Raw genomic sequence first — 22,076 nt, forward strand, 5'->3', positions numbered from 1 at the left:
CCCCGCCAGTCGCTCCGCGGGTTGGGCGGTACTTCGGCTGCGGGTTCGTCGTGGTTGCTCGCGCAGTTCCCCGCGCCCCTGAGTACCTCACCGCAGAGCGTCTGAAAGTTCCGTGTGCGTGGCCCCGTCACCTGACGGCGGGGCCGACCGGCCGGGTGGCCCCCTCCCGCACGGGGGCCGCCCGGTCATCCATGCCTTTCCACCCCCAAGGGAGAGGATCCCCACCGTGCGAAGAACCCGCATCCTCACGGCCGTGTTCGCGCTCGCGGCCGGCCTGCTGGCGGGCGCGCCCGCCGCGGTCGGCGCGCCCGAGAGCGGATCGGTGGCGATCGCCGCCGACAGCTACACCTGGAAGAACGCCCGGATCGACGGGGGCGGTTTCGTCCCCGGCATCGTGTTCAACCGCAAGGAGAAGAATCTCGCCTACGCCCGCACCGACATCGGCGGCGCCTACCGCTGGGTGGAGTCCTCCAAGACGTGGACGCCGCTGCTGGACTCGGTCGGCTGGGACGACTGGGGGCACACCGGCGTGGTGAGCCTCGCGTCCGACTCGGTGGACCCGAACCGGGTGTACGCGGCCGTGGGTACGTACACCAACGGCTGGGACCCGGGCAACGGCGCGGTCATGCGCTCCGCGGACCGGGGCGCGACCTGGCAGAGGACGAACCTGCCGTTCAAGCTGGGCGGCAACATGCCGGGCCGCGGCATGGGCGAGCGTCTCGCGGTCGATCCGAACCGCAACAGCGTGCTGTACCTGGGCGCGCCCAGCGGCAAGGGCCTGTGGCGGTCGACGGACTCGGGCGTGACCTGGTCGCAGGTCACGAACTTCCCCAACGTCGGCAACTACGTGGCCGATCCGAGCGACACCTCCGGCTACAACAGCGACAACCAGGGCATCGTCTGGGTCACCTTCGACGAGTCCACCGGCACCTCGGGCACCGCCACGAAGACCATCTACGTCGGTGTCGCCGACAAGGACAACGCGGTCTACCGCTCGACGGACGCGGGCGCGACCTGGTCGCGGGTGCCCGGGCAGCCGACCGGCTATCTGGCCCACAAGGGCGTGCTCGACGCGAGCAACGGCTACCTCTATCTCGCCTACAGCGACACGGGCGGCCCGTACGACGGCGGCAAGGGCCGGCTGTACCGGTACGCGACCGCGACGGGCACCTGGACGGACATCAGCCCGGTGGCGGAGGCCGACACCTACTTCGGGTTCAGCGGTCTGACGATCGACCGGCAGAAGCCGGGCACGGTGATGGCGACGGCGTACAGCTCCTGGTGGCCGGACACCCAGATCTTCCGCTCGACGAACAGCGGCGGCACCTGGACGAAGGCGTGGGACTACTCGTCCTACCCGAACCGCCAGAACCGCTTCACGATGGACGTCTCGTCCTCGCCATGGCTGACCTGGGGAGCGAACCCCTCGCCGCCCGAACAGACCCCGAAACTGGGGTGGATGACGGAGTCGCTGGAGATCGACCCGTTCAACTCCGACCGGATGATGTACGGCACCGGAGCCACGGTCTACGGCACCGAGAACCTCACCAACTGGGACAGCGGAAGCACCTTCGCCATCAAGCCGATGGTGCAGGGCCTGGAGGAGACGGCCGTCCTCGACCTGGCCTCTCCCCCGTCGGGCGCCCCGCTGCTCAGCGCGCTCGGTGACATCGGCGGCTTCCGGCACACGGACCTGACCAAGGTGCCGGCGATGATGTACACCTCGCCGAACTTCACCACGACCACCAGCCTGGACTTCGCCGAGACCAACCCGAACACGGTGGTGCGGGTCGGCAACCTCGACTCGGGTCCGCACATCGCGTTCTCCACCGACAACGGCGCCAACTGGTTCGCGGGGCAGGACCCTTCGGGGGTCAGCGGCGGCGGCACGGTCGCCGCGGCGGCCGACGGCACCCGCTTCGTGTGGAGCCCGCAGGGCGCGGGCGTGCACTACGCGACCGGGTTCGGCACCTCCTGGTCGGCGTCGACCGGTATCCCGGCGGGCGCGGTCGTCGAGGCGGACCGGGTCGACCCGAAGGTGTTCTACGGCTTCAAGTCCGGCAAATTCTACGTCAGTTCGGACGGCGGCGCGACCTTCACCGCCTCCGCCGCGACCGGTCTGCCCAGCGGCGACAGCGTCCGCTTCAAGGCGCTGCCCGGCACCAAGGGCGATGTGTGGCTGGCGGGCGGGGCGAGCGACGGGGCGTACGGCCTGTGGCACTCGACGAACGGCGGGGCGAGCTTCACCAAGCTGTCGAACGTCGAGCAGGCCGACACCGTCGGCTTCGGCAAGGCCGCGCCGGGAGCCTCGTACCAGACGCTCTACACCAGCGCGAAGATCGGCGGCGTCCGCGGCGTCTTCCGCTCCACCGACCGGGGCGCGACCTGGACCCGGATCAACGACGACGCCCACCAGTGGGGCTGGACGGGCGCCACGATCACCGGTGACCCGCGCGTCTACGGCCGCGTGTACATCGGCACGAACGGCCGGGGGATCATCTACGGCGACACCTCCGACACCGGCGGCGGCACCGACCCCGGTCCCGGTCCGGGCCCCGACCCCACGCCGACCGGTGCCTGCGCGGTGACGTACAAGATCACCAACCAGTGGTCCGGGGGCTTCCAGGCGGACGTACAGCTGTCCAACACCGGCGCCGGCGCCTGGAACGGCTGGGCACTGAGCTGGACCTTCCCGGGCGGGCAGACAGTGTCCCAGGCGTGGAACGCCGACCTCTCCACCTCGGGCGGAACGGTGACGGCCAAGAACGTCGGCTGGAACGGCACCGTGACCGCCGGCTCCTCGGTGAGCTTCGGCTTCACCGGCAACTGGACCGGCACGAACGCCAAACCGACCGCGTTCAAGCTCGGCGACCAGTCCTGCACGGTGAGCTGAGCCGCAGCGTCGAAGGGCGCGTCCACACCGGGCGCGCCCCTCAACGGCCGTAGCGCCGGGCCAGCTCCGCGACGGTCGCCGCGATCCGCTCCCGCAGTTCGGCAGGTTCGAGAACCTCGATGCCGGTGCCGAGGCGCAGGAGCTCGCCGTGGGCGTGGTCGACGGACTCGATGGGGATGGTGGCGACCGTCCAACCGTCGTCGTCCGTACGGCCGTTGGCGCGTACGGCATCGCCGGCCGGCCCGGTCAGTGTCACACCCGGCGCGAGCCGTACGACCGCCTCGGCGCGGTGCAGGCGGTCGAGGAAGTCGCGCTGGTACGCCGTCCAGTAGGCGGCCAGGTCGAAGTCGTCGGGGCGGGGGAACTCCTCGCCCGTGGCGGCGAGTTCGAGGATCTGGTCGACCCGGAAGGTGCGCGGACCGGGACCCGCGACGACGTACCAGCGGCCCGCCTTGAGGACCAGCCCGTACGGTTCCAGGCGGCGCTCGACGTCGGTGGGCTCGCGCCAGCGGCGGTACGTCACCCGCAGCACGTGTCCGTTCCACACGGCGTCGGCGACCGCGGGCAGGAAGGGCGCGTCGTCGGTGTCGGCGTACCAGCCGGGCGCGTCCAGGTGGAAGCGGCCGCTGATGCGGTCGGCGTGTGCGCGCAAGCCGGCCGGGAGGGCGGCGCGCACCTTGAGCTGGGCCGCGGCGAGCACCGGCCCGAGCCCCAGCTGGGCGGCGGGTCCGGGGACGCCGGACAGGAACAGCGCCTCGGCCTCGCCCGAGGTCAGGCCGGTGAGGCGGGTGCGGTAGCCGTCGAGGAGGCGGTAGCCGCCGGCGTGGCCCGCGTCCGCGTACAGCGGGACCCCGGCGGCGGTCAGCGCCTCGACGTCCCGGTAGACCGTGCGCACCGACACCTCCAGCTCCTCGGCGAGCTGGGCGGCGGTCATCCGGCCCCGGGTCTGGAGCAGCAGCAGGATCGAGACGAGTCGGCTGGACTTCACTGACACATGTTGTCAGGGAAGTGGTTCTAGCGTCCTGTCATGGCTTTCGAGGAGAAACTGCTCACCGTGCCGCCTCCGGTCGAGGTGGCCGGGCGGCACGTCAAGCGCTACCACGTCACCGCCGACCCCGCGGGCATCGCGCCCGAGGTGCAGGAGGCGGCGTACGCGATCCTGCCCACACTGCTGCCGGACCCGGACGGCACACCGCCCGCGACCTTCGTGGTGCTGCACCGGGGCGGCGACGACGGCGCCTACCTGAACGCGTACAGCTGGGTGTGGGACAACGTGCTGCACTTCCGCGGCGCCGCCGCCGGTCAGCCGGTGCTCGGCTGCCCCGACCGCGACCCGACGCACTTCGTGCCGGTGGACCGGCCGTGGATCGGCTGCGTCTGGGAGCTGCCGCCGATCCGGCACGAGCGGGACGCCTGGGTACGGCATCTGCTCGCGCCCAGCGCCCCCGACCTGGCCGCCTATCTGGCCGACAGCATGCCCGAGGGAACCACAGGAGACATCGCATGAGCAGCCCGCACGACTTCGACTTCCTGCACGGCGACTGGGACGTCCGCAACCGCCTGCGCACCGACTTCCTGGACCCGGACAGCGACTGGACGGAGTTCACCGGCACGACCCGCTGCTGGAGCGTGTTCGGCGGCACGGCCAACGTCGACGAGATCGACATGCCCCACCTCGGCCACCGGGGCCTGACCCTGCGGCTGTTCGACCCGGAGACCCGGCAGTGGTCGCTGAACTGGGCGTCCAGCCGCACCGGCCGGCTGTTCCCGCCGGTGTTCGGGCAGTTCGAGGACGGCCGCGGCGAGTTCTACGGCGACGACACGCACGACGGCAAGGACGTACGGGTCCGGTTCGTGTGGTCGGGCATCAGCGCGACGACGGCCCGCTGGGAGCAGGCGTTCTCGCTGGACGGCGGTGAGAGCTGGCTGACGAACTGGTCGATGGAGTTCACCCGGCCGGTCTCCGGAACGCCCGCAGGCTGAACTCCGGGTCGGGACGCGGCCGGTCCTGGTCGGGCAGTCCGGCGAGACGGGCCGCGAACTCCTCGGTGCGGGGCCCGCCCGGCGGCAGCGTCACGAACCAGCCGCGCCGCAGATCGGCGATGGTGCGACGGGGACTGCGCCCCTGCCCGAGGCCGGGGAAGCGGGCCTGCCCGGCGGCGGTCAGGCCCTGCGCCGCGGCGAGGGCGGTGACGGTGCCGGCCGCGTCGTGGGCGGGACTGCGCGGGCGGGAGGCGAGGACGGCGTCGATGTCGCTGCCCACGTTGTGCGCGGCGGCCTTGTCGACGGTGGTGACGTAGACCCCGCCGGGCCGCAGCACCCGGACGCACTCGGCGACCACATCGCGCACATCGGTGTCGTCCAGCAGGTGCAGCAGCCACACGCTGACGACCGCGTCGAAGGAGGCGTCCGGGAAGGGCAGCCGGCGGCTGTCGCCGACGACCACCCGGCCGGGCAGCCGGGACGCGGCCATACGGGCCATCGCGGCCGCCAGGTCCACGCCCGCCACCCGGAGGCCGGGCCGGCCGGCGGCCAGGCGGCGGGTCACGATGCCGGTGCCGCAGGCCACGTCCAGCAGGCCGGCGCAGTCCTGCGGCAGCAGGCCCAGCACGGCCTCGGCAGCGGCGGCGGCTCTGGGTTCACCGCCGCGCAGGGCGTCGTAGGCGTCGGCTTCCTTGTCGTAGTCGAGCATGCACGCCCCCCGGCCGTCGCTGATCGATCAGGTCAGCTTGCCCCATGCCCGGGCGCCAGGTCTTCCACCTTTGGCGCCAGGCTGAAGTCCATGTCGGTGAGGGCGCCGCCCGCGCTGTGGGTGTTCACCGCGAGGCGCACGGTGTTGTAGCCGAGGGTGAGGTCGGAGTGGTGGTTCAGCGCCTCCTGGACCTGGGCGATGTGCACGACCAGCGCGGTCGCGGCGAAGTGGGAGCCGAGCCGGTAGGTGCGGGTGAGGCGGTCGTCCTCGACCGTCCAGCCGGGCAGCTCGGCCAGCCGGTCCTCGATCTCCTTCTGCGACAGGGGTTCGACGGCCACGGCGGGGCTCCCTTCCTGGGAATCCGGGGATCGCGTACCTGACCAGCCTGCCTCGCTCGACTACGGTCGTCCACATGACCACAGTGACGTCCGCCCCCGCCACCGCTCCCCCCGGCCAGGGCGTCGGCCCGCTGCTGCGGGCCTGGCGGGAGCAGCGGCGGGTCAGCCAGCTGGAGCTGGCGCTGCGTGCCGACTCCTCCGCCCGGCACATCAGCTTCGTCGAGACCGGCCGCTCCCGGCCGAGCGAGGACCTGCTGCTGCGGCTCGCCGAGCACCTGGACGTGCCGGTGCGCGAGCGCAACGCCCTGCTGCTCGCGGCCGGTTACGCCCCGCGCTACCCGGAGACCCCGCTGGACGACCCTGCGCTGCGGTCGCTGCGGGAGGGCATGCAGCGGCTGATCCAGGGCTACGAGCCCTACCCGGCGCTGGTGGTCGACGCGACGTACGACGTGGTGGCCGCCAACCGGGGCATCCTGATGCTGATGGACGGCCTGCCCGAGGAACTGCTGGCGCCGCCGCTGAACGCGATGCGGCTGACCCTGCACCCGAGGGGCCTCGCGCCGCGCATCCGCAATCTGCGCGAGTGGCGCGGGCATCTGCTGGCCCAGATGGAGCGGCAGATCGCGCTGCACCGCTCGCAGCCGCTGCGGGAGCTGTACGAGGAGGTCGCCGCGTATCCGGTGCCCGAGCAGGCGCCGGGCGCGGAGTCCGAGGAGCCGGTGCCGTACTTCGCGCTGCCGCTCCAGGTGGAGCACGAGGGGCGGGTGCTGTCGTTCATCTCGTCGATCTCCACCTTCAACACCCCCATGGACGTGACCGTCGCCGAGCTGGCCATCGAGACACTGCTCCCGGCCGACCCGGCGACGGTCAAGTACCTTCACTCACTCATGCCCTGACGGTTCCTCAGCGCGGCGTACTGGAGCAGGGCGAAACCGGCCACGGTGAGGGCCTGCAGCACCGTCCACACCGTGCCGGCGGTGCTCGGGTTCAGCCACAGGCCGAGGGCGGCGAAACTCACCGCCGCCCAGGCGAGGTTGGCCTCGACCACGGCCTTCACCGGCAGTGCGGCGGGGCGTCGCCCGGAGGCCAGGACACCCACGGCGATCGCGTACGCCGTGAGGAACACGCCCAGTTCGAGGAGCAGGGCCCGGTCGACGCCGAGCAGGTCGGCCAGGGGGCCGGATGCCACGAGGTAGGCGAGGCCGTTGGTGCCGGTCACTGCCGTGTCGAGCGCGAGGAAGCGGCGGAGCACCGCGTTGGGCTCGGAGGTGCGGGCGAGGGCGCTGAGTGTGGTGGCGGACATGGGAATCACCCTCCGGGTAGGTCGTGTTGTCGCGGTGGGACCACCATGCCGGGGAGCGCCTGTGGTGGTCGATTACCTGTGAGGTAATGACTGTGCGCCTACCGATCTGCCTGGTTTCCCACCGTTTGCGCCTGCTGACCGTCCTTGGTTGCTCGCGCAGTTCCCCGCGCCCCCTTACAGTGCTGGCGTGTCTAGGAGGCTGGGTGAGTGAGCGGCGGCCCGCGCCCACGGTCGGGCAGGTGGTGCTCGGCAAGCGGCTGCAGGAGCTGCGGGAGGCGGCCGGGCTCAAGCGGGAGGAGGCCGCGAAGGTCCTGCGCGTGGCACCGGCGACCGTACGGCGGATGGAGATGGCCGAGGTCGCGCTGAAGATCCCGTACGTGCAGGTGCTGCTGGAGACGTACGGCGTGCCGCAGGAGGAGGCGGAGACGTTCGTCTCGCTCGCCGAGGAGGCCAACCAGCCGGGCTGGTGGCAGCGGTACCACGACGTCCTGCCGGACTGGTTCAGCCTGTACGTCAGCCTGGAGGGCGCCGCCCGGCTGATCCGCTCCTACGAGCCGCACTTCGTGCCCGGCCTGCTCCAGACCGAGGACTACGCCCGTGCCGTCATGGAGGCCGGGACGATCGGGCAGCAGGGGCCCGAGGCCGTCGAGCGGCACGTGTCACTGCGGATGGAGCGGCAACAGCTGCTGGAGCGCGCCGACCCGCCCCACCTGTGGGTGATCATCGACGAGACGGTGCTGCGGCGGCCCATCTGCGAGCGGCCCGAGGTGATGCGCGACCAGCTGGACCGGCTGCTGGAGGCCGCCGAGCGGGACCGGGTCACGCTCCAGGTCGCCGAGTTCGCGAGCGGCCCGCACCCGGGGACGTACGCGCCCTTCTCGCTGTTCCGGTTCGCCGAGCCCGAGCTGCCGGACATGGTGTTCACCGAGTATCTGACCGGTGCCCTGTATCTCGACTCGCGCCAGGAGGTCTCCGCGCATCTGGAGGTGCTGGACCATGTCACGGCCCATGCCGCGTCCGGCCGGCGCACCAAGAAGATCCTCCAGGAGTACCGCGAGCGCTACTAGGGCCTGTCTGGCCACCACCCACTCTTCCTAGGAGCAGACCCCGCATGACCGGATCCGACGCCGCATCCCCCCGTATCGACACCAGCCGGCCGCACCCGGCCCGGGTCTACGACTGGTGGCTGGGCGGCAAGGACAACTACCCGGTGGACGAGGAGCTGGCCCGCCGCATCCTCGCCGTCGACGGCACGGTGGTGCGCGGCGCGCGTGCCAACCGGCGCTTCATGCACCGGGCCGTCCGGACGGTCGCCGAGGCCGGCGTCCGCCAGTTCCTCGACATCGGCACCGGCATACCGACCGAGCCGAACCTCCACCAGATCGCCCAGCGGGTCGCCCCGGAGTCGAAGGTGGTGTACGCGGACAACGACCCGATCGTGCTGCGCCACGCGGAGGCCCTGCTCGGCGGCACGCCCGAGGGCAGCACCGACTATGTGCACGCCGACGTCAGGGACGTCGACACCCTGCTGGCCCGCGCCAAGGAGTCGCTGGACCTCGCCGAGCCCGTCGCGCTGTCGCTGGTCGCCCTCACGCACTACCTGGACGACGGGGCGTACGCGCTGGTGCGGCGGTACGTCGACGCGCTCGCGCCCGGCAGCTACCTGATCCTTTCGCAGGTCACGCCCGATCTGAACCCGGCGGCCATCGAGCAGGCCGCGGAGAACTTCCGGCGCAGCGGTACGTCCTTCCACCCGCGGACCCTGGCCGAGTTCTCCCGGTTCTTCGAGGGCCTTGAGCTGCTCGGCCCCGGCTTCATCCCGGTGCACGGCTGGCGCCCCGAGGCGGAGGACGTGGCCGCGCAGGCGGAGGGCATCGTGCCGGTGTACGCGGGGGTGGCCCGCAAGCCCTGACCCGTTCGGGGTACCTCGGACGGCTCCCGAGAACAGGTGCGCTCCCTGGCCCGGCCCTAGGTTCGAAGAACCTGGCGAGCCAAGGGAGCGCACGTGACCGAGACGCGGACCCCGCCCTCCGAACCGGGCGCGGCGCTGCTGCGGGCCGGGCGCTTCTTCCGGCCCGGCACACCGGCACCCGACCTGCACAGCATCGGCCTGGTCGGCGGGCGGGAGGCGGACGCCTTCTACCGGGACCGCTGGAGCCACGACAAGGTCGTGAACTCCACCCACGGGGTGAACTGCACGGGTTCGTGCCGCTGGAAGGTGTACGTCAAGGACGGCATCATCACCTGGGAGGACCGCGAGGCGAAGGAGCGGCTGAAGGACCCGGTGCTGGCCTGGGCGGACCTCCAGGGCGATCCCGAGCGCCGCCGCCGCTACCAGCGGGCCCGCGGCAAGGGCGGTCTGGCGAGGGCGAGTTGGGACGAGGCGGTGGAGCTGCTCATCCCGACGACGGCCACCCTGGGCGACGCGCGCCGCCTGGAGGAGTCCGCCCTGCCGGACGGGTGCAGCCTCGACCACGAGGGCGGCCCCGGCATGGGCGGTGACGGGCCCTTCGGGCAGGACTCCGGCCGCCGGCGGCTGCCGCTGGTGTCGGTGGAGAACTTCCATCTGCTGCGCAGGCGGCAGACCTCCGACGACGGGAAGGACGCCTGATGCCCTCGGACGCCGTGCTGTACCAGGCCGCAGCGCTCTGCCTGACCTACCCCGACGACGATCTCCTCGACCGGTTGCCGCTGCTGCGCGAAGCCGCCCCGCAGCTGCGGGAGTTCACCGACCACGCGGCCGTCACCCCCGCGCGGGAGCTGGCCGAGCACTATGTGCGGGTCTTCGACTTCAGGAACCGGCACAGCCTGTACCTGAGCTGGTGGCAGGACGGCGACACCCGGCGGCGCGGAATGTCGCTGGTCCGGTTCAAGGACGTCTACCGCGCCCACGGACTGGAGTTCTCCGGCGAGGAACTGCCCGACTATCTGCCCGCCGTGCTGGAGTTCGCCGCCCGCACCGGCGACACCGACCTGCTCGTCGAGCACCGTGAGGGTCTGGAGCAGCTCCGCTCCCGGCTCACCGACTTCGGCACCCCGTACGCCTGCGTCCTGGACGCGGTGTGCGCGACGCTGCCGCCCGCATCCGTCGGAGCGCGCCGATGACCGTCCTCCTCTGGGGTGTCCTGCCGTATCTCGCCTTCGCGTCGCTGGTGGCGGGGCTCGTCTGGCGCCACCGCTACGACAGGTTCGGCTGGACCACCCGCTCCTCGCAGGTCTACGAGTCCAGGCTGCTGAACATCGCCTCCCCCGTCTTCCACTACGGCATCCTGTTCGTGCTGGCCGGGCATCTGGTGGGCCTGTTCGTGCCGATGTCCTGGACCGACGGCATCGGCGTCAGCGAGCACACGTACCACCTGTTCTCCTTGTACGGCGGCACGGCGGCCGGAGTTCTCACGGTCGCCGGGATCGCCTTGCTGATCTACCGGCGCCGCACCAACGCGCCCGTCTTCCGCGCGACGACCGCCAACGACAAGCTGATGTACGTGGTCCTGCTGGGCGCGATCGTGCTGGGCATGGTCGCCAAGCTCAGCCAGTCGTCCGGCGACGGCTACGACTACCGCGAGTCCATCGGCCCGTGGGCGCGCAGCCTGTTCACCCTCGACCCGGACATCGACCTGATGGCGGGCGTGCCGGTGCTGTACGAGGTCCACGCGGTGATCGGCATGGTGCTGATCGCGCTGGTGCCGTACTCGCGGCTGGTGCACATGTTCAGCGCGCCCGTGCCGTATCTCTTCCGGCCGTACATCGTCTACCGCAGCCGCGACCCCCGGCAGCTGGGGCCGCGGCCGGAGCGGCGGGGGTGGGAGCGGGTGGGGCCGCCGCGCTGAGCGTCAGGCGGCGCCGCCCTTCTGTTCGCGTTCCTCGTCGACGATCTCGGCGTCCACCACACCCTCCTCGTCCTGCGGGGGCGCGGTCTCGCCGGGGGGCGTCTGCTGGGTCTGCGCGTACATCGCCTGGCCCATCTTCTGGCTGACGGTGGCGAGTTTCTCGATGCCGGTGCGCAGGGGGCCGGTGTCGGCGTTCTGCTCCAGCAGGGACTTGAGGTCGGCGACGGCGGACTCGACCTCGGAGCGGGTGGCCTCCGGTACCCGCTCGCGGTTGTCGCGGAGGAACTTCTCCGTCTGGTAGACGAGTTGTTCGCCCTGGTTGCGGGCCTCGGCGTGCTCGCGGCGGGTCCGGTCCTCCTCGGCGTACTGCTCGGCGTCCCGCATCATGCGGTCGATGTCGTCCTTCGGCAGCGCCGAGCCGCCGGTGACGGTCATCTTCTGCTCGCGCCCGGTGCCGAGGTCCTTGGCGGAGACGTGCATGATCCCGTTGGCGTCGATGTCGAAGGCGACCTCGATCTGCGGCACGCCCCGCGGCGCGGGCGGCAGTCCGGTGAGGTCGAAGGTGCCGAGCTTCTTGTTGTACGCGGCGATCTCGCGTTCGCCCTGGTAGACCTGGATGCCGACCGAGGGCTGGTTGTCCTCGGCGGTGGTGAAGATCTCCGAACGCCGGGTGGGGATCGTGGTGTTGCGCTCGATCAGCCTGGTCATGATGCCGCCCTTGGTCTCGATGCCGAGGGACAGCGGGGTGACGTCGAGCAGCAGCACGTCCTTGACGTCGCCGCGGATCACTCCGGCCTGCAGGGCGGCGCCGACGGCCACGACCTCGTCGGGGTTGACGCCCTTGTGCGGGTCCTTGCCGGTCAGCTCGCGCACCAGCTCGGTGACGGCGGGCATCCGGGTGGAGCCGCCGACCAGGATGACGTGGTCGATCGCGGAGAGCTTGATGTTCGCGTCCTTGACCGCCTGGTGGAAGGGCGTCTTGCAGCGGTCCAGGAGATCGGCGGTGAGCTCCTGGAACTGGGCGCGGGTGAGCTTCTCCTCCAGGTGCAGGGGGCCTTCGGCGGAGGCGGTGACGTAGGGCAGGTTGATGTTGGTCTCGGAGGAGCTGGACAGCTCGATCTTGGCCCTCTCCGCGGCCTCCCGCAGACGTTGCACGGCCATCTTGTCCTTGCCGAGGTCGATGCCGTACTGCCCCTGGAAGCGCTTGACCAGGTGCTCGACGATCCGCTGGTCCCAGTCGTCACCGCCGAGGTGGGTGTCGCCGTTGGTGGCCTTGACCTCGATGACGCCGTCGCCGATCTCCAGCAGGGACACGTCGAAGGTGCCGCCGCCGAGGTCGAAGACCAGCACGGTCTGCTCCTCGCCGCGGTCCAGGCCGTAGGCGAGGGCGGCGGCGGTCGGCTCGTTGATGATCCGCAGCACGTTCAGGCCGGCGATCTCCCCGGCCTCCTTGGTGGCCTGGCGCTGGGCGTCGTCGAAGTAGGCGGGCACGGTGATCACCGCGTCGGTGACGTCCTCGCCGAGGTAGGCCTCCGCGTCCCGCTTCAGCTTCTGCAGCACCCTCGCGGACAGCTCCTGGGCCCGGTAGCGGGTGCCGTCCACGGAGCCCTGCTCGGGGAAGCGCCACTGGCCGTCACCCATGTACCGCTTCACCGAGCGGGCGGTGCGCTCGACATTGGTGACCGCCTGCCGCTTGGCGACCTCACCGACGAGCACCTCGCCGTTCTTGGCGAACGCCACCACCGACGGTGTCGTACGGGCGCCCTCCGCGTTGGCGACGACGGTGGGCTCACCGCCCTCAAGGAGGGCCACCACCGAGTTCGTGGTCCCCAGATCGATCCCGACCGCACGTGCCATCGCCGTCCCCTTCCACCAGGGTCTCCCCGATCGCCTGCACCTCCAGCACAGAACGTGAGCGGGCGCTTGTCAACGGGGCGCCCGGTGCACAGGGCGGCGGAACGGGATACGGCCCGCCTCCGGGGCGGGCCGTACCGTCTGTCGTCCGTGCCTGGTCAGGCGAGCTTCGCCGTGAGGGTGATCGGCACGGCCTTCAGGGCCTGGCTGACGGGGCAGCCGACCTTGGCCTCCTCGGCGATGGAGAGGAACTTGTCCTCGTCGAGTCCCGGAACCGTGCCCTCCACCGTGAGGTGGATGCCCGTGATGCCCTCGCCCGGCTGGAAGGTGACGTCGGCGGAGGTCACGAGCTTGGTGGGCGCCGTGCCGTTCTTGGCCAGCATGTTCGAGAACGCCATGGAGAAGCAGCTGGAGTGGGCGGCGGCGATCAGCTCCTCGGGGCTGGTCTTCCCGTTGGCCTCCTCGGCGCGCGAGGCCCAGGTCACCGGCTGCTGGCCGATGGCACCGGAGGAGTCGAAGGTGACGACACCGGTCCCCTTGAGGAGGTCGCCTTCCCAGACGGTGTGTGCGGAACGCGTGGTGGCCACGTTTCTTCCTTTCGCATGGACTTGCAGTGCCTCCATCCGATCACATTCCGGCTCAACTCACGCGGAAGATGGGCCCACGCGCGGTGAACGGCAGTCGTCCGCCCCGGGGGATCAGATAGGCGTGCTCGCGCCGCACCCGCAGGACGTCGCACCAGCCGTCCGTGATGATCAGCACCGGCGCCTGGGGCGGGAAGTCGTCCGCGCGGTGCAGCAGATCGATCCCGGGCTGCAGGACCGTACCGCCGCGCCCGCGCACCTGGACACGTCCCGCGATCTCGGTGACCGGCAGATAGCCCGCGTCGTGCGGGGCGGCGTCGCAGAACACCACGCGGGCGGCGGGCACGTCCCGCGCCTCGGCGTAGGAGGCGATGGCGCCCAGCGCCTTGCCGAGCAGGGTGTGGTTCATCGAGGCGGACGTGTCCAGCACCACCCCGAAGGTGCAGCGGGGGACCTCCTCGGGCGGTAAGTACCGGCCCGCGCGCGGGATGTCGGGCGTGGACGCCTGCCGCCGGGCGGGCCGGGCGTACGACCTGAGCGGTTCGGGGCGCGGCACGAACTCGTCGAACCAGCGGGCCAGTTGCGCGTCCCAGGGCAGCGGCGGATGGCTGAGCGCGCGGATCTCCTCGACCAGGCCGCCGGGCAGGAAGCCGCGCTCCTGCCGCTGGTGCAGATCGAGGCCGTGGGCCAGGCCCCGGCGGTAGAACTCGTCGAGGTCGACGTAGTCGCCGGGCGCGCCCAGCGGGCCGCTCAGGATGTCGCCGACGCCCTTGCCGCGCAGGGTGGCCAGGCGCCGGATGCGGCGCAGGTCGCCGGTGATGCGGTCGTAGGCCTCCTCGGCGGACAGGCCGGCCAGCTCCGGGTCGTACAGCAGCCCTTCGGGCATGGTGCCGACCCGCATCTCGCGCAGCCAGGCGTTGACGACGTAGTCGCAGGCGACGTTGAACAGCTGGGGGTCGCGGGTGCCGCAGCGGTCCTGGTGGCGCAGGGCGGCGTGCAGCATCTCGTGGGCGAGGACGAACCGCCACTCCTCGTCGTCGTAGCGGCACAGCGGGTTGACGTAGATCTCCCCGGACAGGGCGTCCACCGCGGCGATCGCGATGCCGTGCGCGCGGGCGAACTCGGCGTCCGCGACCAGCTTGATGCCGGAGGCGATCCCGCCGAGCAGCGGGTACGACGACACGAACCAGCTCAGCGCCCGCTCCCAGGGACGCCGTTCGGTGGGGCCGCCGGACATGGAGTCGCGGCGGCCGCCGGCCAGGTCCATCGCGGTGGACAGGGTGCGGGTCAGGGCGTGCGCGAAGGCGAGCTGCCAGTCGGGCACCTGGCCGTTCCAGGAGCCCCAGTCCACCAGCAGCTGGTCGGACTCGTCGCGCTGGTAGGCGGCCGGGATGCCGTTGCGCCGCCACAGGGCGGTGAGGCGCTCCTCGTCGCCGTCCGGGTAGGCGGCGGGCAGGTCCTCGGGCGGGCGGCCGACCCTGAAGGTCAGCAGGAAGCGGTCGACGACCGCGCAGCGCGCGGCCCGCTCGAACCGGTCGGGCTGGACGCGCGCGCCGTCCGCCGCGGGCACGTGCCCGAAGCCGAGGTGGATCAGGGCGTGCGCGACGGCCCAGGCCCACTCGGCGGGCTCGGCGCGGGCGGTGGGGTGCAGATGGACGGTGCCGTTGGAGTCCACGCGGGCGAGACCCTGCCGGGGCGCCGCCCGGCACTCCGGGTCCCGGCAGGTCTTGGCCTCCAGGGCGGCGAGCGCCGGGTTGGCCCACACCAGCCGCAGGCCCTCGGCGCAGGCCTCGGCGGCGGGGTCGGGCTTGGGCTTCGTCACCGCCGGGCCTCGACCAGCCGGGGCATGTCGCGGGCCGCCTCGACGAGGAACCAGGAGGGCAGCACGGGGTTGCCGTCGGCGTCGGAGGCGATGACGCTCTGGGCGACCTCGACGGAGATCTCCGCGAGCTGCACCAGCAGGGACTTGGCGCGGTACGCGGTCTGGCGGCCGTTCGCCGACAGGTGCTCCTTGGAGACCGGCAGCTCCTTGACCAGACGTCCGCGGAACGACTCGGCCAGGTAGTACAGCAGGTCGCGGTCCTCGACGCGGCCGGGCCAGCGGGCGTCGCCCTTGAGGATCGCCTCGATGCCGAAACGGCTGCGCACGATCTTGACGTAGCCGCAGAAGGCGGTGGCGTGCCGAGGGGTCAGCGTGCCGTGCGCGAGGACCTTCAGCGTCTCCTCGTCGAGATCCTGGCCGAAGGAGTGCAGGGCGTCGGAGAGCATGTGCCAGGAGCGGGGCGTGGAGAACGGCTCCTCGGTCTTGGGCGGCTTGGACCACAGGTGGTCGGGCCGGTCGGTGAGGTGGTCCAGGATCCAGGGGTGGATGCCGTTCTTCGCCGCCCAGGCCAGCCAGTCCTTCGGCGAGGCCTCCAGATGGACATGGGTGAGCCGGTTGACCAGCGCGGAGGCGATGGGGCGGGCGAGGGCGTTGTCGGTGGAGCGGTTGCCCGCGCCGATGACGATCGAGCCCTTGGGCAGCTCGTAGTTCCCGATACGGCGGTCCAGGATCAGCGAGTAGAACGCCTTCTGCACATCCGGTGTGGCCGCGTTCAGCTCGTCCAGGAACAGGCAGTACGGCTCGTCGCGGGCGATGGCCTCCGGCGGGCAGAACACCGAGCGCCCGTCGCGGATCTGCGGCACACCGATCAGGTCCTCGGGCGCGAGCTGCGTGCCGAGCAGGCTCACGCACTCCAGCCCGAGGGACTCGGCGAACTCCCTGACCAGGGAGGACTTTCCGATGCCGGGCGCGCCCCACAGGAACACCGGCCGGACGGTGGCGAGGCCCAGCAGCAGGTCGGGGACACGGGCGGGAGTGACGGTGACGGCGGCCTGCAACGCAGGGGCTCCTCAAGGGGTTTTGGGGTCGTATGCCCTCACAGTGTGTGCGTACGACCCCCCGCGCGCAGCCGAATTTCAGGCGGCGCGTTGCCTCCGCGCGGCCAGCCACGCGTACACGAGGACGCCCGCGAACAGGAACAGCACGCCCTGGTAGACGGCCGCGTACCCGGCGCCCGCGACCAGCCACATCGAGAACCCGAACGCGACCGCGGCGATCACGGCGTCGCGCACCAGGCGCGCCTTGTTCACCTGCTCGCCCTTGACGAGGTGGAAGATCTGCGCGGCGGCCGCCAGCAGATAGGGCACGGTCGCGGTGAAGGTGGTGACGAGGACGAGGATCTCGAAGACCTTCGCCGTGCCGGCCGTGTAGTTGTAGATCGTCAGCAGGGAGGCGAGGACGACCGTGACGGCCACGCCGACGGTCGGCACGCCCCGCTTCTTGCGGGTGAACGCGGCCGGGAACAGGCCGTCCTTGGCGGCGGCGTACGGGGTCTGGGCGCTGAGCAGGGTCCAGCCGTTGAGGCAGCCGGTCATCGACACCAGCGCGGCGAGCGCGACGGCCCAGCCGCCCCAGGTGCCGCCGAACATGGCGTTCACGGCGTCCGAGAAGGGGGCCGAGGAGTCGAGCAGCTTGTCGTGGGCGACCGTGCCGAACACGGCGAGGGTGCCCAGGAGGTAGACGAGGGCGGCGCCCGCGGTGCCGATGACGGTGGCCCGGCCGACGTTGCGCCGCGGGTCGCGGACCTCGCCCGCGCTGACGGCGGCTGACTCCACGCCCAGGTAGGAGAAGAGCAGGATCGCGGCGGAGGCGGACACCGCGCCGATCGCGCTGTCGTCACTCGCCCGGAACGGCCCGAGGTTGCCGGCGTCGAAGAAGAACAGCCCGCCGACGGCGACGAGCAGCAGCGGCGCGAACTTCAGCACGGTGGAGACGAGCTGCACGGCGCCGACGTAGCGGGTGCCGGCGAAGTTGGCGAGCGCGGGCAGCCACTGGACGCACAGGGCGGCCAGGCACGCGGTCCACTTGTGGTCGTTCACCGGGATCAGCACGTCCAGGTAGCCGACCGCGGCGACCGCGAGGGCGGCGTTGGAGACCCAGGTGGTGATCCAGTACGACCAGGCGGCGAGGAAGCCCGCGAAGTCGCCGAACGCCTCACGGGCGTAGACGTACGGGCCGCCCGTGCGCGGGTCGCGCTCGGCGAGCCGGCCGAAGACCAGGGCCAGGGCGATCGCGCCGACGGTCAGCACACCGAAGGAGACCAGGCTGATGGTGCCGAAGGGGGCGACCGAGGCCGGGAGGAGGAAGATGCCGCCGCCGATGATGTTGCCCGTGACCAGGGCGGTGGCGACGGGAAGGCCGAAGCGGCGGGCGTGCCTGCTGGGTGTGGGGGTCGCCTGCTCGGGGGCCGGAGCCGGTGCGGTGACGGTTCCGGAGTCGTGCATGGGGTGGTGCGCCTCTCATCGAACTGACGCCCGGGATCGCCGGGACGGCGCCCATGGTCGGACACCGTCCGGCGGCCCGCCAAATCACGCGCTTTTGTCCTGTACGACCCCGTCCGGCACCGGAAAAGGTGCGATGTCGCCGCTCCGCGGCCGGGAATCGTCCAGCAGCACCTGAGGGCCGTCCGACTCCCCCAGCCAGCGCCGCAGCACCCGGTGGATCTGCTCGGCGCCGACGATCTCCGCGGGCGGTGCCGAGAAGGCGAGCGGGGACAGCAGGAACGGCCGGCCCTGCTCGCCGCCGAGTCCGCCGTGGGAGCCGATCTGCTCCTCGAAGGCCAGCACCTCGCCGTCGGCCGGGTCGTGGAAGGAGTTGACCATGATGTCGGCGGTGTGCGGGAAGGAGTGCGTGCGCCGCACCGCGTCGGCGGCGCCCGGCCCGAAGGCGGCCAGCGGGCCGCGCCCGTCCACCAGCTCGGCGACCGGGATCTCGGCGCCGTACGCCCCGAGCACCACACCGCCGTGCTCCTCGCTGCGCACCAGCAGGAAGCCGATGCCGGGGTGGTTGGCGAGGGTCGGCAGCAGCGCCGGGTGGCGGGCGTCGATCTCCTCCTTGGTCATGCGGTGGGGCACGTCCGGGAAGGAGACCAGGCCGAGGTTGCCGGAGGCCAGCACGACCGGCTCGCTGCGGCGCGCGGGACGGTACTCCTCGGCGCCCTCCTCGACCGGCCGGCGCAGCGCCGCGCGGACCGCCGCGCGCGCCTCGGCGCCGCTGTGGGTGCGCTGCGCCCTGCGCGGCACGGGCAGTCCGCAGCCGGCCCGCACCAGGTCGCCGAGGGTGAGGCCGTAACGGGCGCGGAAGGTCTCGCCGGGGCTCTGGCCGTGGTCGGAGAGGATCACCAGGCGGTAGGGGCGCGGGGCGTGCTCGGCGACCTTCTCGATCAGCGCCAGCGAGCGGTCGAGCCGGGCGAGGACCTGCTCGGCGTCGCGGCTGTGCGGCCCGGAGTGGTGCGCCACCTCGTCGTACGCCACCAGGTCGGCGTAGACGGCGGTGCGCCCGGCGAGCAGGTCGCCCATCACGGCGGCGACGACGACGTCCCGCTCGACGACGGTCGCGAAGGCGCGGATGAACGGGTAGAGGCCGCCGCGCCCCACGCGGGGGCGTTGCCGGCGCAGCCGGGCCCGCACGGACTGGCCGACCTCGCGGCCCGCCTCGGCGACGAACGACAGGGCGGTGCGCACCGCGTTGGCCGGGTCGGAGAAGTAGGCGAAGTACCCGGCGCGGGAGCGGGTCTCGCGGCTGCGCCGCCGCGCGGCGATGGACAGCACCAGGGCCTGCTCGTCGGCGCCGCCGCTGAACAGGTTGCCGCGGCTCGCGCCGTCCACCGTGAGCAGCCCGCCGTCCCCGGTGCGCTCGACGGCCCGGCGCTGCAGCTCGACGGCGCTGGTGGGCCGGTTGCACACCATGACGACCTGGCTGTCCTTCTCGTACCAGCGGAAGGCGGGCACGTCGAAGGTGCTGCCGTGCAGGATGCCGAGCTGGCTGGCGCCGGTCTGGCTGGACCAGTCGGTGCGCCAGGGGGTGAGCCGGTGCGTGGCGGGCGCGCCGGGGGCGCCGTGCAGCCAGCGCGCGACGGTCGGCATCAGCCCCTTGGCGACGGCGTCGGCGAGCACGCCGTGGCCCACGCCGTCCAGTTGCAGGAAGACCGTGCCGGGCGTGGCGGGGCCGGGCACGGGCAGGGCTCTGCGGCGGCGGTCGGCCAGCCGGTACAGGCGGCGCCGGTAGGCGTCGTCGTCGCGGACGGCGAGGGCGGCGCCGGTCGCGGAGGCGACCGCGGACATCACGGCGGCCACCACGACCGCGGTCTCCCAGGCCGCACCGCCCCGCTCGGCCGGGTTCAGGCGCAGCGCGAGCAGCAGCAGGGCGCCGTTGAGGAAGAACACCAGCAGGCCCAGCACCAGCGCGGGCACGAGCAGCAGCAGCCGCACGAGCAGCGGCCACACCAGCGCGGAGAGCAGACCGAAGGCGCCCGCGCCGAGCGCGGCGGTGACCGCGATACGGGTGGCGCTGTCGCCGTCCGGGGACTGGAGCTGGAAGTCGGGCAGCAGGCCGGCCAGGACGAGCATGGTGAGCGTCGACACGGCCCACACCGTGGTGCTCCGGCCGATCTGGCTCACGACCCGCCGCCAACGCCGTCCCAGCACCCCGCACACCTCACGTCCCGTGCCCGTCCCCACGGCGGGCCCGGCATCCAGCCTGGCACACCGTGCCCCGGAACCGGCTCGTCCGCCGGGCGACATTGGAAAGTACGGGCTGCCGTCGGATGTACGTGGTGAGGTCAGCGGCCGTCGTAGCCGGCCGTCGGCATCGACAGCCTGCGGTGCACGACGGCCTTCATCCCGGCGTCGTAGGCCGGTTCGGCGCAGCCCACCGTCTCCAGGCGCACCCCACGGCGTGCGCACTCGGCGGTGAACTCCTCCAGGGAGGCGAGCGCGCAGCGCAGGACGCGCGGGCTGGGCGCCACGAACAGGTCGAGCCCGGGCCGGACACCGTCCCACAGGGCGCGGTGGTCGGGCCGCAGTCCACGCACCAGGAGTTGGCGCACGACGACGTAGCCGCGTTCGGCGGCCCAGCGCGCGCACATGGCGTGCTGGCCGCGGGAGTCGACCAGGAAGGGATCGGCCTCCAGTTCCTCCAGCGGCGTCAGGCCGGCGATCGCCGTGACCTGCGCGACCGCCGCGTCCGGCCGGCCGAAGGCACCCCGCGTCTGTCCCATGGCGTCCCCCTCACCTCAGGGTTTCGCCGCCGACCCTACTCCTGCACGTAGGCTTCGGGGGAGTCGCGTGAAAGGGGCGGAGGAGTGCCGGTGGAGATCACCTGGTGGGGGCACGCCACCTGCACGGTCGCGGACTCGGACGTCCGTGTCCTCACCGACCCCCTGTTCGCCCGCAGGCTGGCGCATCTGCGGCGCCGCCGGGGCGCGTTGCCGCCGCCGGGTGCCTGGCGCGCGGACGTGGCGCTGGTGTCGCATCTGCACGCCGATCATCTGCATGTGCCGTCGCTCGCGCGGCTCGCGCCGGGCACGCGCCTGTTCGTGCCCCGGGGCGCACGCCGTGCGGTGCCGTCCCTGCGCCGGCTCTCCCACCTGCGGATCGAGGAGGTGGCGCCCGGCGACGAGACGCGTGTGGGTGATCTCCTCGTACGGGCCGTGCCCGCGGCGCACGACGGGCGGCGGCTGCCGGTGGGGCCGCATCGCTCCCCCGCGCTCGGCTATGTCGTCGAGGGCGAGGCGCGGACCTACTTCGCCGGGGACACCGGCCTGTTCGACACCATGGCCAAGGAGGTCGGGCCGGTCGACGTGGCACTGCTTCCGGTGGGCGGCTGGGGGCCGTATCTGGGCGAGGGGCATCTGGACGCGGGGCGGGCCGCACAGGCGCTCGCGCTGCTGGGGGCGGCGAGTGCGGTACCGGTGCACTACGGGACGTACTGGCCGATCGGGATGGACGCCGTGCGCCCCCATGAGTTCCATGCGCCGGGGCACGAGTTCGAGCGCCTCGCCGCCGAGCGGGCACCGGAGGTGGCGGTGCACCGGCTGGGGCACGGGGAGAGCGTGCGGCTGGGGGTCGCACGGTGAGCCTGCTCGCGGCCGCGTCCTCGTCGGTGCCGCCGGAGTCGACGCAGCAGGCCCTCGGGTATCCGTCGCTGTTTCTGCTGGTGTTGATCGGGGCGCTGGTCCCGGTCGTGCCGACCGGGGCGCTGGTCTCTTCCGCCGCGGTGGTGGCCTTTCACCAGACCGCGCCGTTCGCTCTGGCTCTGGTGTTCGTGACGGCTTCTGTCGCCGCGTTCCTGGGGGATGTGGCGCTGTACTGGCTCGGGCGGCGGGGGCTGAAGTCGAAGAACGGGTCGCGGTGGCTGGAGGCGATTCGGGCGCGGGCGCCTGAGGACCGGCTGGAGCAGGCTCAGGCGAAGCTGGCCGAGCACGGGGTGGCCGTGCTGGTGCTGTCCCGGCTGGTGCCGGCGGGGCGGTTGCCGGTGATGCTGGCGTGTCTGCTGGCGCAGTGGCCTCTGCGGCGGTTTGTGCGCGGGAACCTTCCTGCGTGCCTGGCGTGGGCCGTGACGTATCAGTTGATCGGCATTCTGGGGGGTTCGCTGTTTCCCGAGCCGTGGGAGGGGGTTGTCGCGGCGATTGTGCTCACGCTGGTGATCAGTGTGGCGCCCAGTGTGTGGAAGCGGGTTCGGGCTGCCTCTTGATGTTGCG

General features: G+C 72.2%; 22 protein-coding genes. 11 read left to right on the forward strand and 11 right to left on the reverse strand.

The genetic code is table 11. From position 1 onward, the window contains the following. Nucleotides 1-226 precede the first annotated feature (226 nt). Entirely contained in the window at nt 227-2,893 is a 2,667-nt protein-coding gene (locus RKD23_RS07720; RefSeq protein ID WP_424852976.1) for a cellulose binding domain-containing protein, read from the forward strand. A gap of 40 nt (nt 2,894-2,933) precedes the next feature. Here RKD23_RS07720 and RKD23_RS07725 read toward each other — a convergent pair whose 3' ends face one another. Next, nucleotides 2,934-3,881 carry a helix-turn-helix transcriptional regulator gene (locus tag RKD23_RS07725; RefSeq protein ID WP_424852977.1) on the reverse strand — a complete coding sequence of 316 codons (948 nt, stop codon included), beginning with the start codon at nt 3,879-3,881 and terminating at the stop codon, nt 2,934-2,936. A 39-nt stretch (nt 3,882-3,920) separates the two neighbouring features. On the opposite strand from RKD23_RS07725, the gene RKD23_RS07730 reads away from it, so the two are divergent. Together RKD23_RS07730 and RKD23_RS07735 are read left to right on the forward strand one after the other, a co-directional pair. Next, the gene (locus RKD23_RS07730; RefSeq protein WP_424852978.1) at nt 3,921-4,400 is read left to right on the forward strand and encodes a hypothetical protein; all 480 of its coding nucleotides are present in this window, start codon (nt 3,921-3,923) and stop codon (nt 4,398-4,400) included. Then, entirely contained in the window at nt 4,397-4,876 is a 480-nt protein-coding gene (locus RKD23_RS07735) for a hypothetical protein (RefSeq protein ID WP_424852979.1), read from the forward strand. The genes RKD23_RS07730 and RKD23_RS07735 overlap by 4 nt, the downstream gene beginning before the upstream one ends. Here the strand turns inward: RKD23_RS07735 and RKD23_RS07740 are convergent. Beyond that, entirely contained in the window at nt 4,842-5,585 is a 744-nt protein-coding gene (locus RKD23_RS07740) for a class I SAM-dependent methyltransferase (protein ID WP_424852980.1), read from the reverse strand. The genes RKD23_RS07735 and RKD23_RS07740 overlap by 35 nt on opposite strands. Before the next feature lie 32 nt (nt 5,586-5,617). Continuing rightward, nucleotides 5,618-5,923, reverse strand: a complete 306-nt coding sequence (locus RKD23_RS07745; RefSeq protein ID WP_424852981.1) for a 4a-hydroxytetrahydrobiopterin dehydratase — start codon at nt 5,921-5,923, stop codon at nt 5,618-5,620. A 74-nt stretch (nt 5,924-5,997) separates the two neighbouring features. Here RKD23_RS07745 and RKD23_RS07750 point away from each other — a divergent pair, with 74 nt between their 5' ends. Further along, the gene (locus RKD23_RS07750; RefSeq protein ID WP_424852982.1) at nt 5,998-6,819 is read left to right on the forward strand and encodes a helix-turn-helix domain-containing protein; all 822 of its coding nucleotides are present in this window, start codon (nt 5,998-6,000) and stop codon (nt 6,817-6,819) included. Here RKD23_RS07750 and RKD23_RS07755 read toward each other — a convergent pair. After that, on the reverse strand, nt 6,801-7,226 hold the full coding sequence (locus RKD23_RS07755; protein ID WP_424852983.1) for a hypothetical protein: 426 nt from the start codon (nt 7,224-7,226) through the stop codon (nt 6,801-6,803). The genes RKD23_RS07750 and RKD23_RS07755 overlap by 19 nt on opposite strands. A 203-nt stretch (nt 7,227-7,429) precedes the next feature. Between RKD23_RS07755 and RKD23_RS07760 the strand changes: the two genes are divergently transcribed. The 5 genes from RKD23_RS07760 to narI all read left to right on the forward strand — a co-directional run bounded on the left by RKD23_RS07760 (nt 7,430) and on the right by narI (nt 11,056). Continuing rightward, a complete protein-coding gene (locus RKD23_RS07760; protein ID WP_424852984.1) occupies nt 7,430-8,293 on the forward strand; it encodes a helix-turn-helix domain-containing protein in 864 nt (287 codons plus the stop codon). A gap of 44 nt (nt 8,294-8,337) precedes the next feature. Further along, the gene (locus tag RKD23_RS07765) at nt 8,338-9,138 is read left to right on the forward strand and encodes an SAM-dependent methyltransferase (RefSeq protein ID WP_424852985.1); all 801 of its coding nucleotides are present in this window, start codon (nt 8,338-8,340) and stop codon (nt 9,136-9,138) included. 93 nt (nt 9,139-9,231) lie between these two features. Next, nucleotides 9,232-9,837 (forward strand): hypothetical protein, encoded by a 606-nt coding sequence (locus RKD23_RS07770; protein ID WP_424852986.1) that lies wholly within the window; start codon nt 9,232-9,234, stop codon nt 9,835-9,837. Then, on the forward strand, nt 9,837-10,331 hold the full coding sequence (gene narJ / locus RKD23_RS07775) for a nitrate reductase molybdenum cofactor assembly chaperone (RefSeq protein WP_424852987.1): 495 nt from the start codon (nt 9,837-9,839) through the stop codon (nt 10,329-10,331). The genes RKD23_RS07770 and narJ overlap by 1 nt, the downstream gene beginning before the upstream one ends. Then, nucleotides 10,328-11,056 carry a respiratory nitrate reductase subunit gamma gene (narI, locus tag RKD23_RS07780; protein ID WP_424852988.1) on the forward strand — a complete coding sequence of 243 codons (729 nt, stop codon included), beginning with the start codon at nt 10,328-10,330 and terminating at the stop codon, nt 11,054-11,056. The genes narJ and narI overlap by 4 nt, the downstream gene beginning before the upstream one ends. Nucleotides 11,057-11,059: 3 nt before the next feature. Here the strand turns inward: narI and dnaK are convergent, their stop codons facing one another. The 7 genes from dnaK to RKD23_RS07815 form a co-directional block, all read right to left on the reverse strand. Then, nucleotides 11,060-12,913, reverse strand: coding sequence for a molecular chaperone DnaK (gene dnaK, locus RKD23_RS07785; protein ID WP_424852989.1), 1,854 nt, complete (start codon nt 12,911-12,913; stop codon nt 11,060-11,062). Between the two features lie 155 nt (nt 12,914-13,068). Then, complete coding sequence (locus RKD23_RS07790) at nt 13,069-13,497, reverse strand: OsmC family protein (RefSeq protein WP_424852990.1); 429 nt, start codon at nt 13,495-13,497, stop codon at nt 13,069-13,071. Between the two features lie 52 nt (nt 13,498-13,549). Next, complete coding sequence (locus tag RKD23_RS07795) at nt 13,550-15,316, reverse strand: DUF2201 family putative metallopeptidase (RefSeq protein ID WP_424852991.1); 1,767 nt, start codon at nt 15,314-15,316, stop codon at nt 13,550-13,552. Beyond that, nucleotides 15,313-16,374, reverse strand: a complete 1,062-nt coding sequence (locus tag RKD23_RS07800) for an ATP-binding protein (RefSeq protein WP_424852992.1) — start codon at nt 16,372-16,374, stop codon at nt 15,313-15,315. The genes RKD23_RS07795 and RKD23_RS07800 overlap by 4 nt, the downstream gene beginning before the upstream one ends. Nucleotides 16,375-16,452: 78 nt before the next feature. Beyond that, the gene (locus RKD23_RS07805) at nt 16,453-17,820 is read right to left on the reverse strand and encodes an amino acid permease (RefSeq protein ID WP_424852993.1); all 1,368 of its coding nucleotides are present in this window, start codon (nt 17,818-17,820) and stop codon (nt 16,453-16,455) included. Nucleotides 17,821-17,904: 84 nt separating this feature from the next. Further along, complete coding sequence (locus tag RKD23_RS07810) at nt 17,905-20,022, reverse strand: phage holin family protein (protein ID WP_424852994.1); 2,118 nt, start codon at nt 20,020-20,022, stop codon at nt 17,905-17,907. A 134-nt stretch (nt 20,023-20,156) separates the two neighbouring features. Next, the gene (locus RKD23_RS07815) at nt 20,157-20,594 is read right to left on the reverse strand and encodes a hypothetical protein (RefSeq protein WP_424852995.1); all 438 of its coding nucleotides are present in this window, start codon (nt 20,592-20,594) and stop codon (nt 20,157-20,159) included. 84 nt (nt 20,595-20,678) lie between these two features. Between RKD23_RS07815 and RKD23_RS07820 the strand changes: the two genes are divergently transcribed. Beyond that, nucleotides 20,679-21,452, forward strand: a complete 774-nt coding sequence (locus RKD23_RS07820; protein WP_424852996.1) for an MBL fold metallo-hydrolase — start codon at nt 20,679-20,681, stop codon at nt 21,450-21,452. After that, nucleotides 21,449-22,069 carry a DedA family protein gene (locus RKD23_RS07825; protein ID WP_424852997.1) on the forward strand — a complete coding sequence of 207 codons (621 nt, stop codon included), beginning with the start codon at nt 21,449-21,451 and terminating at the stop codon, nt 22,067-22,069. Before RKD23_RS07820 ends, RKD23_RS07825 begins: the two co-directional genes overlap by 4 nt. Nucleotides 22,070-22,076: the final 7 nt, after the last annotated feature.

The organism is Streptomyces sp. SAI-170 (genome assembly GCF_049739565.1).
Taxonomy (GTDB): Bacteria; Actinomycetota; Actinomycetes; order Streptomycetales; family Streptomycetaceae; genus Streptomyces.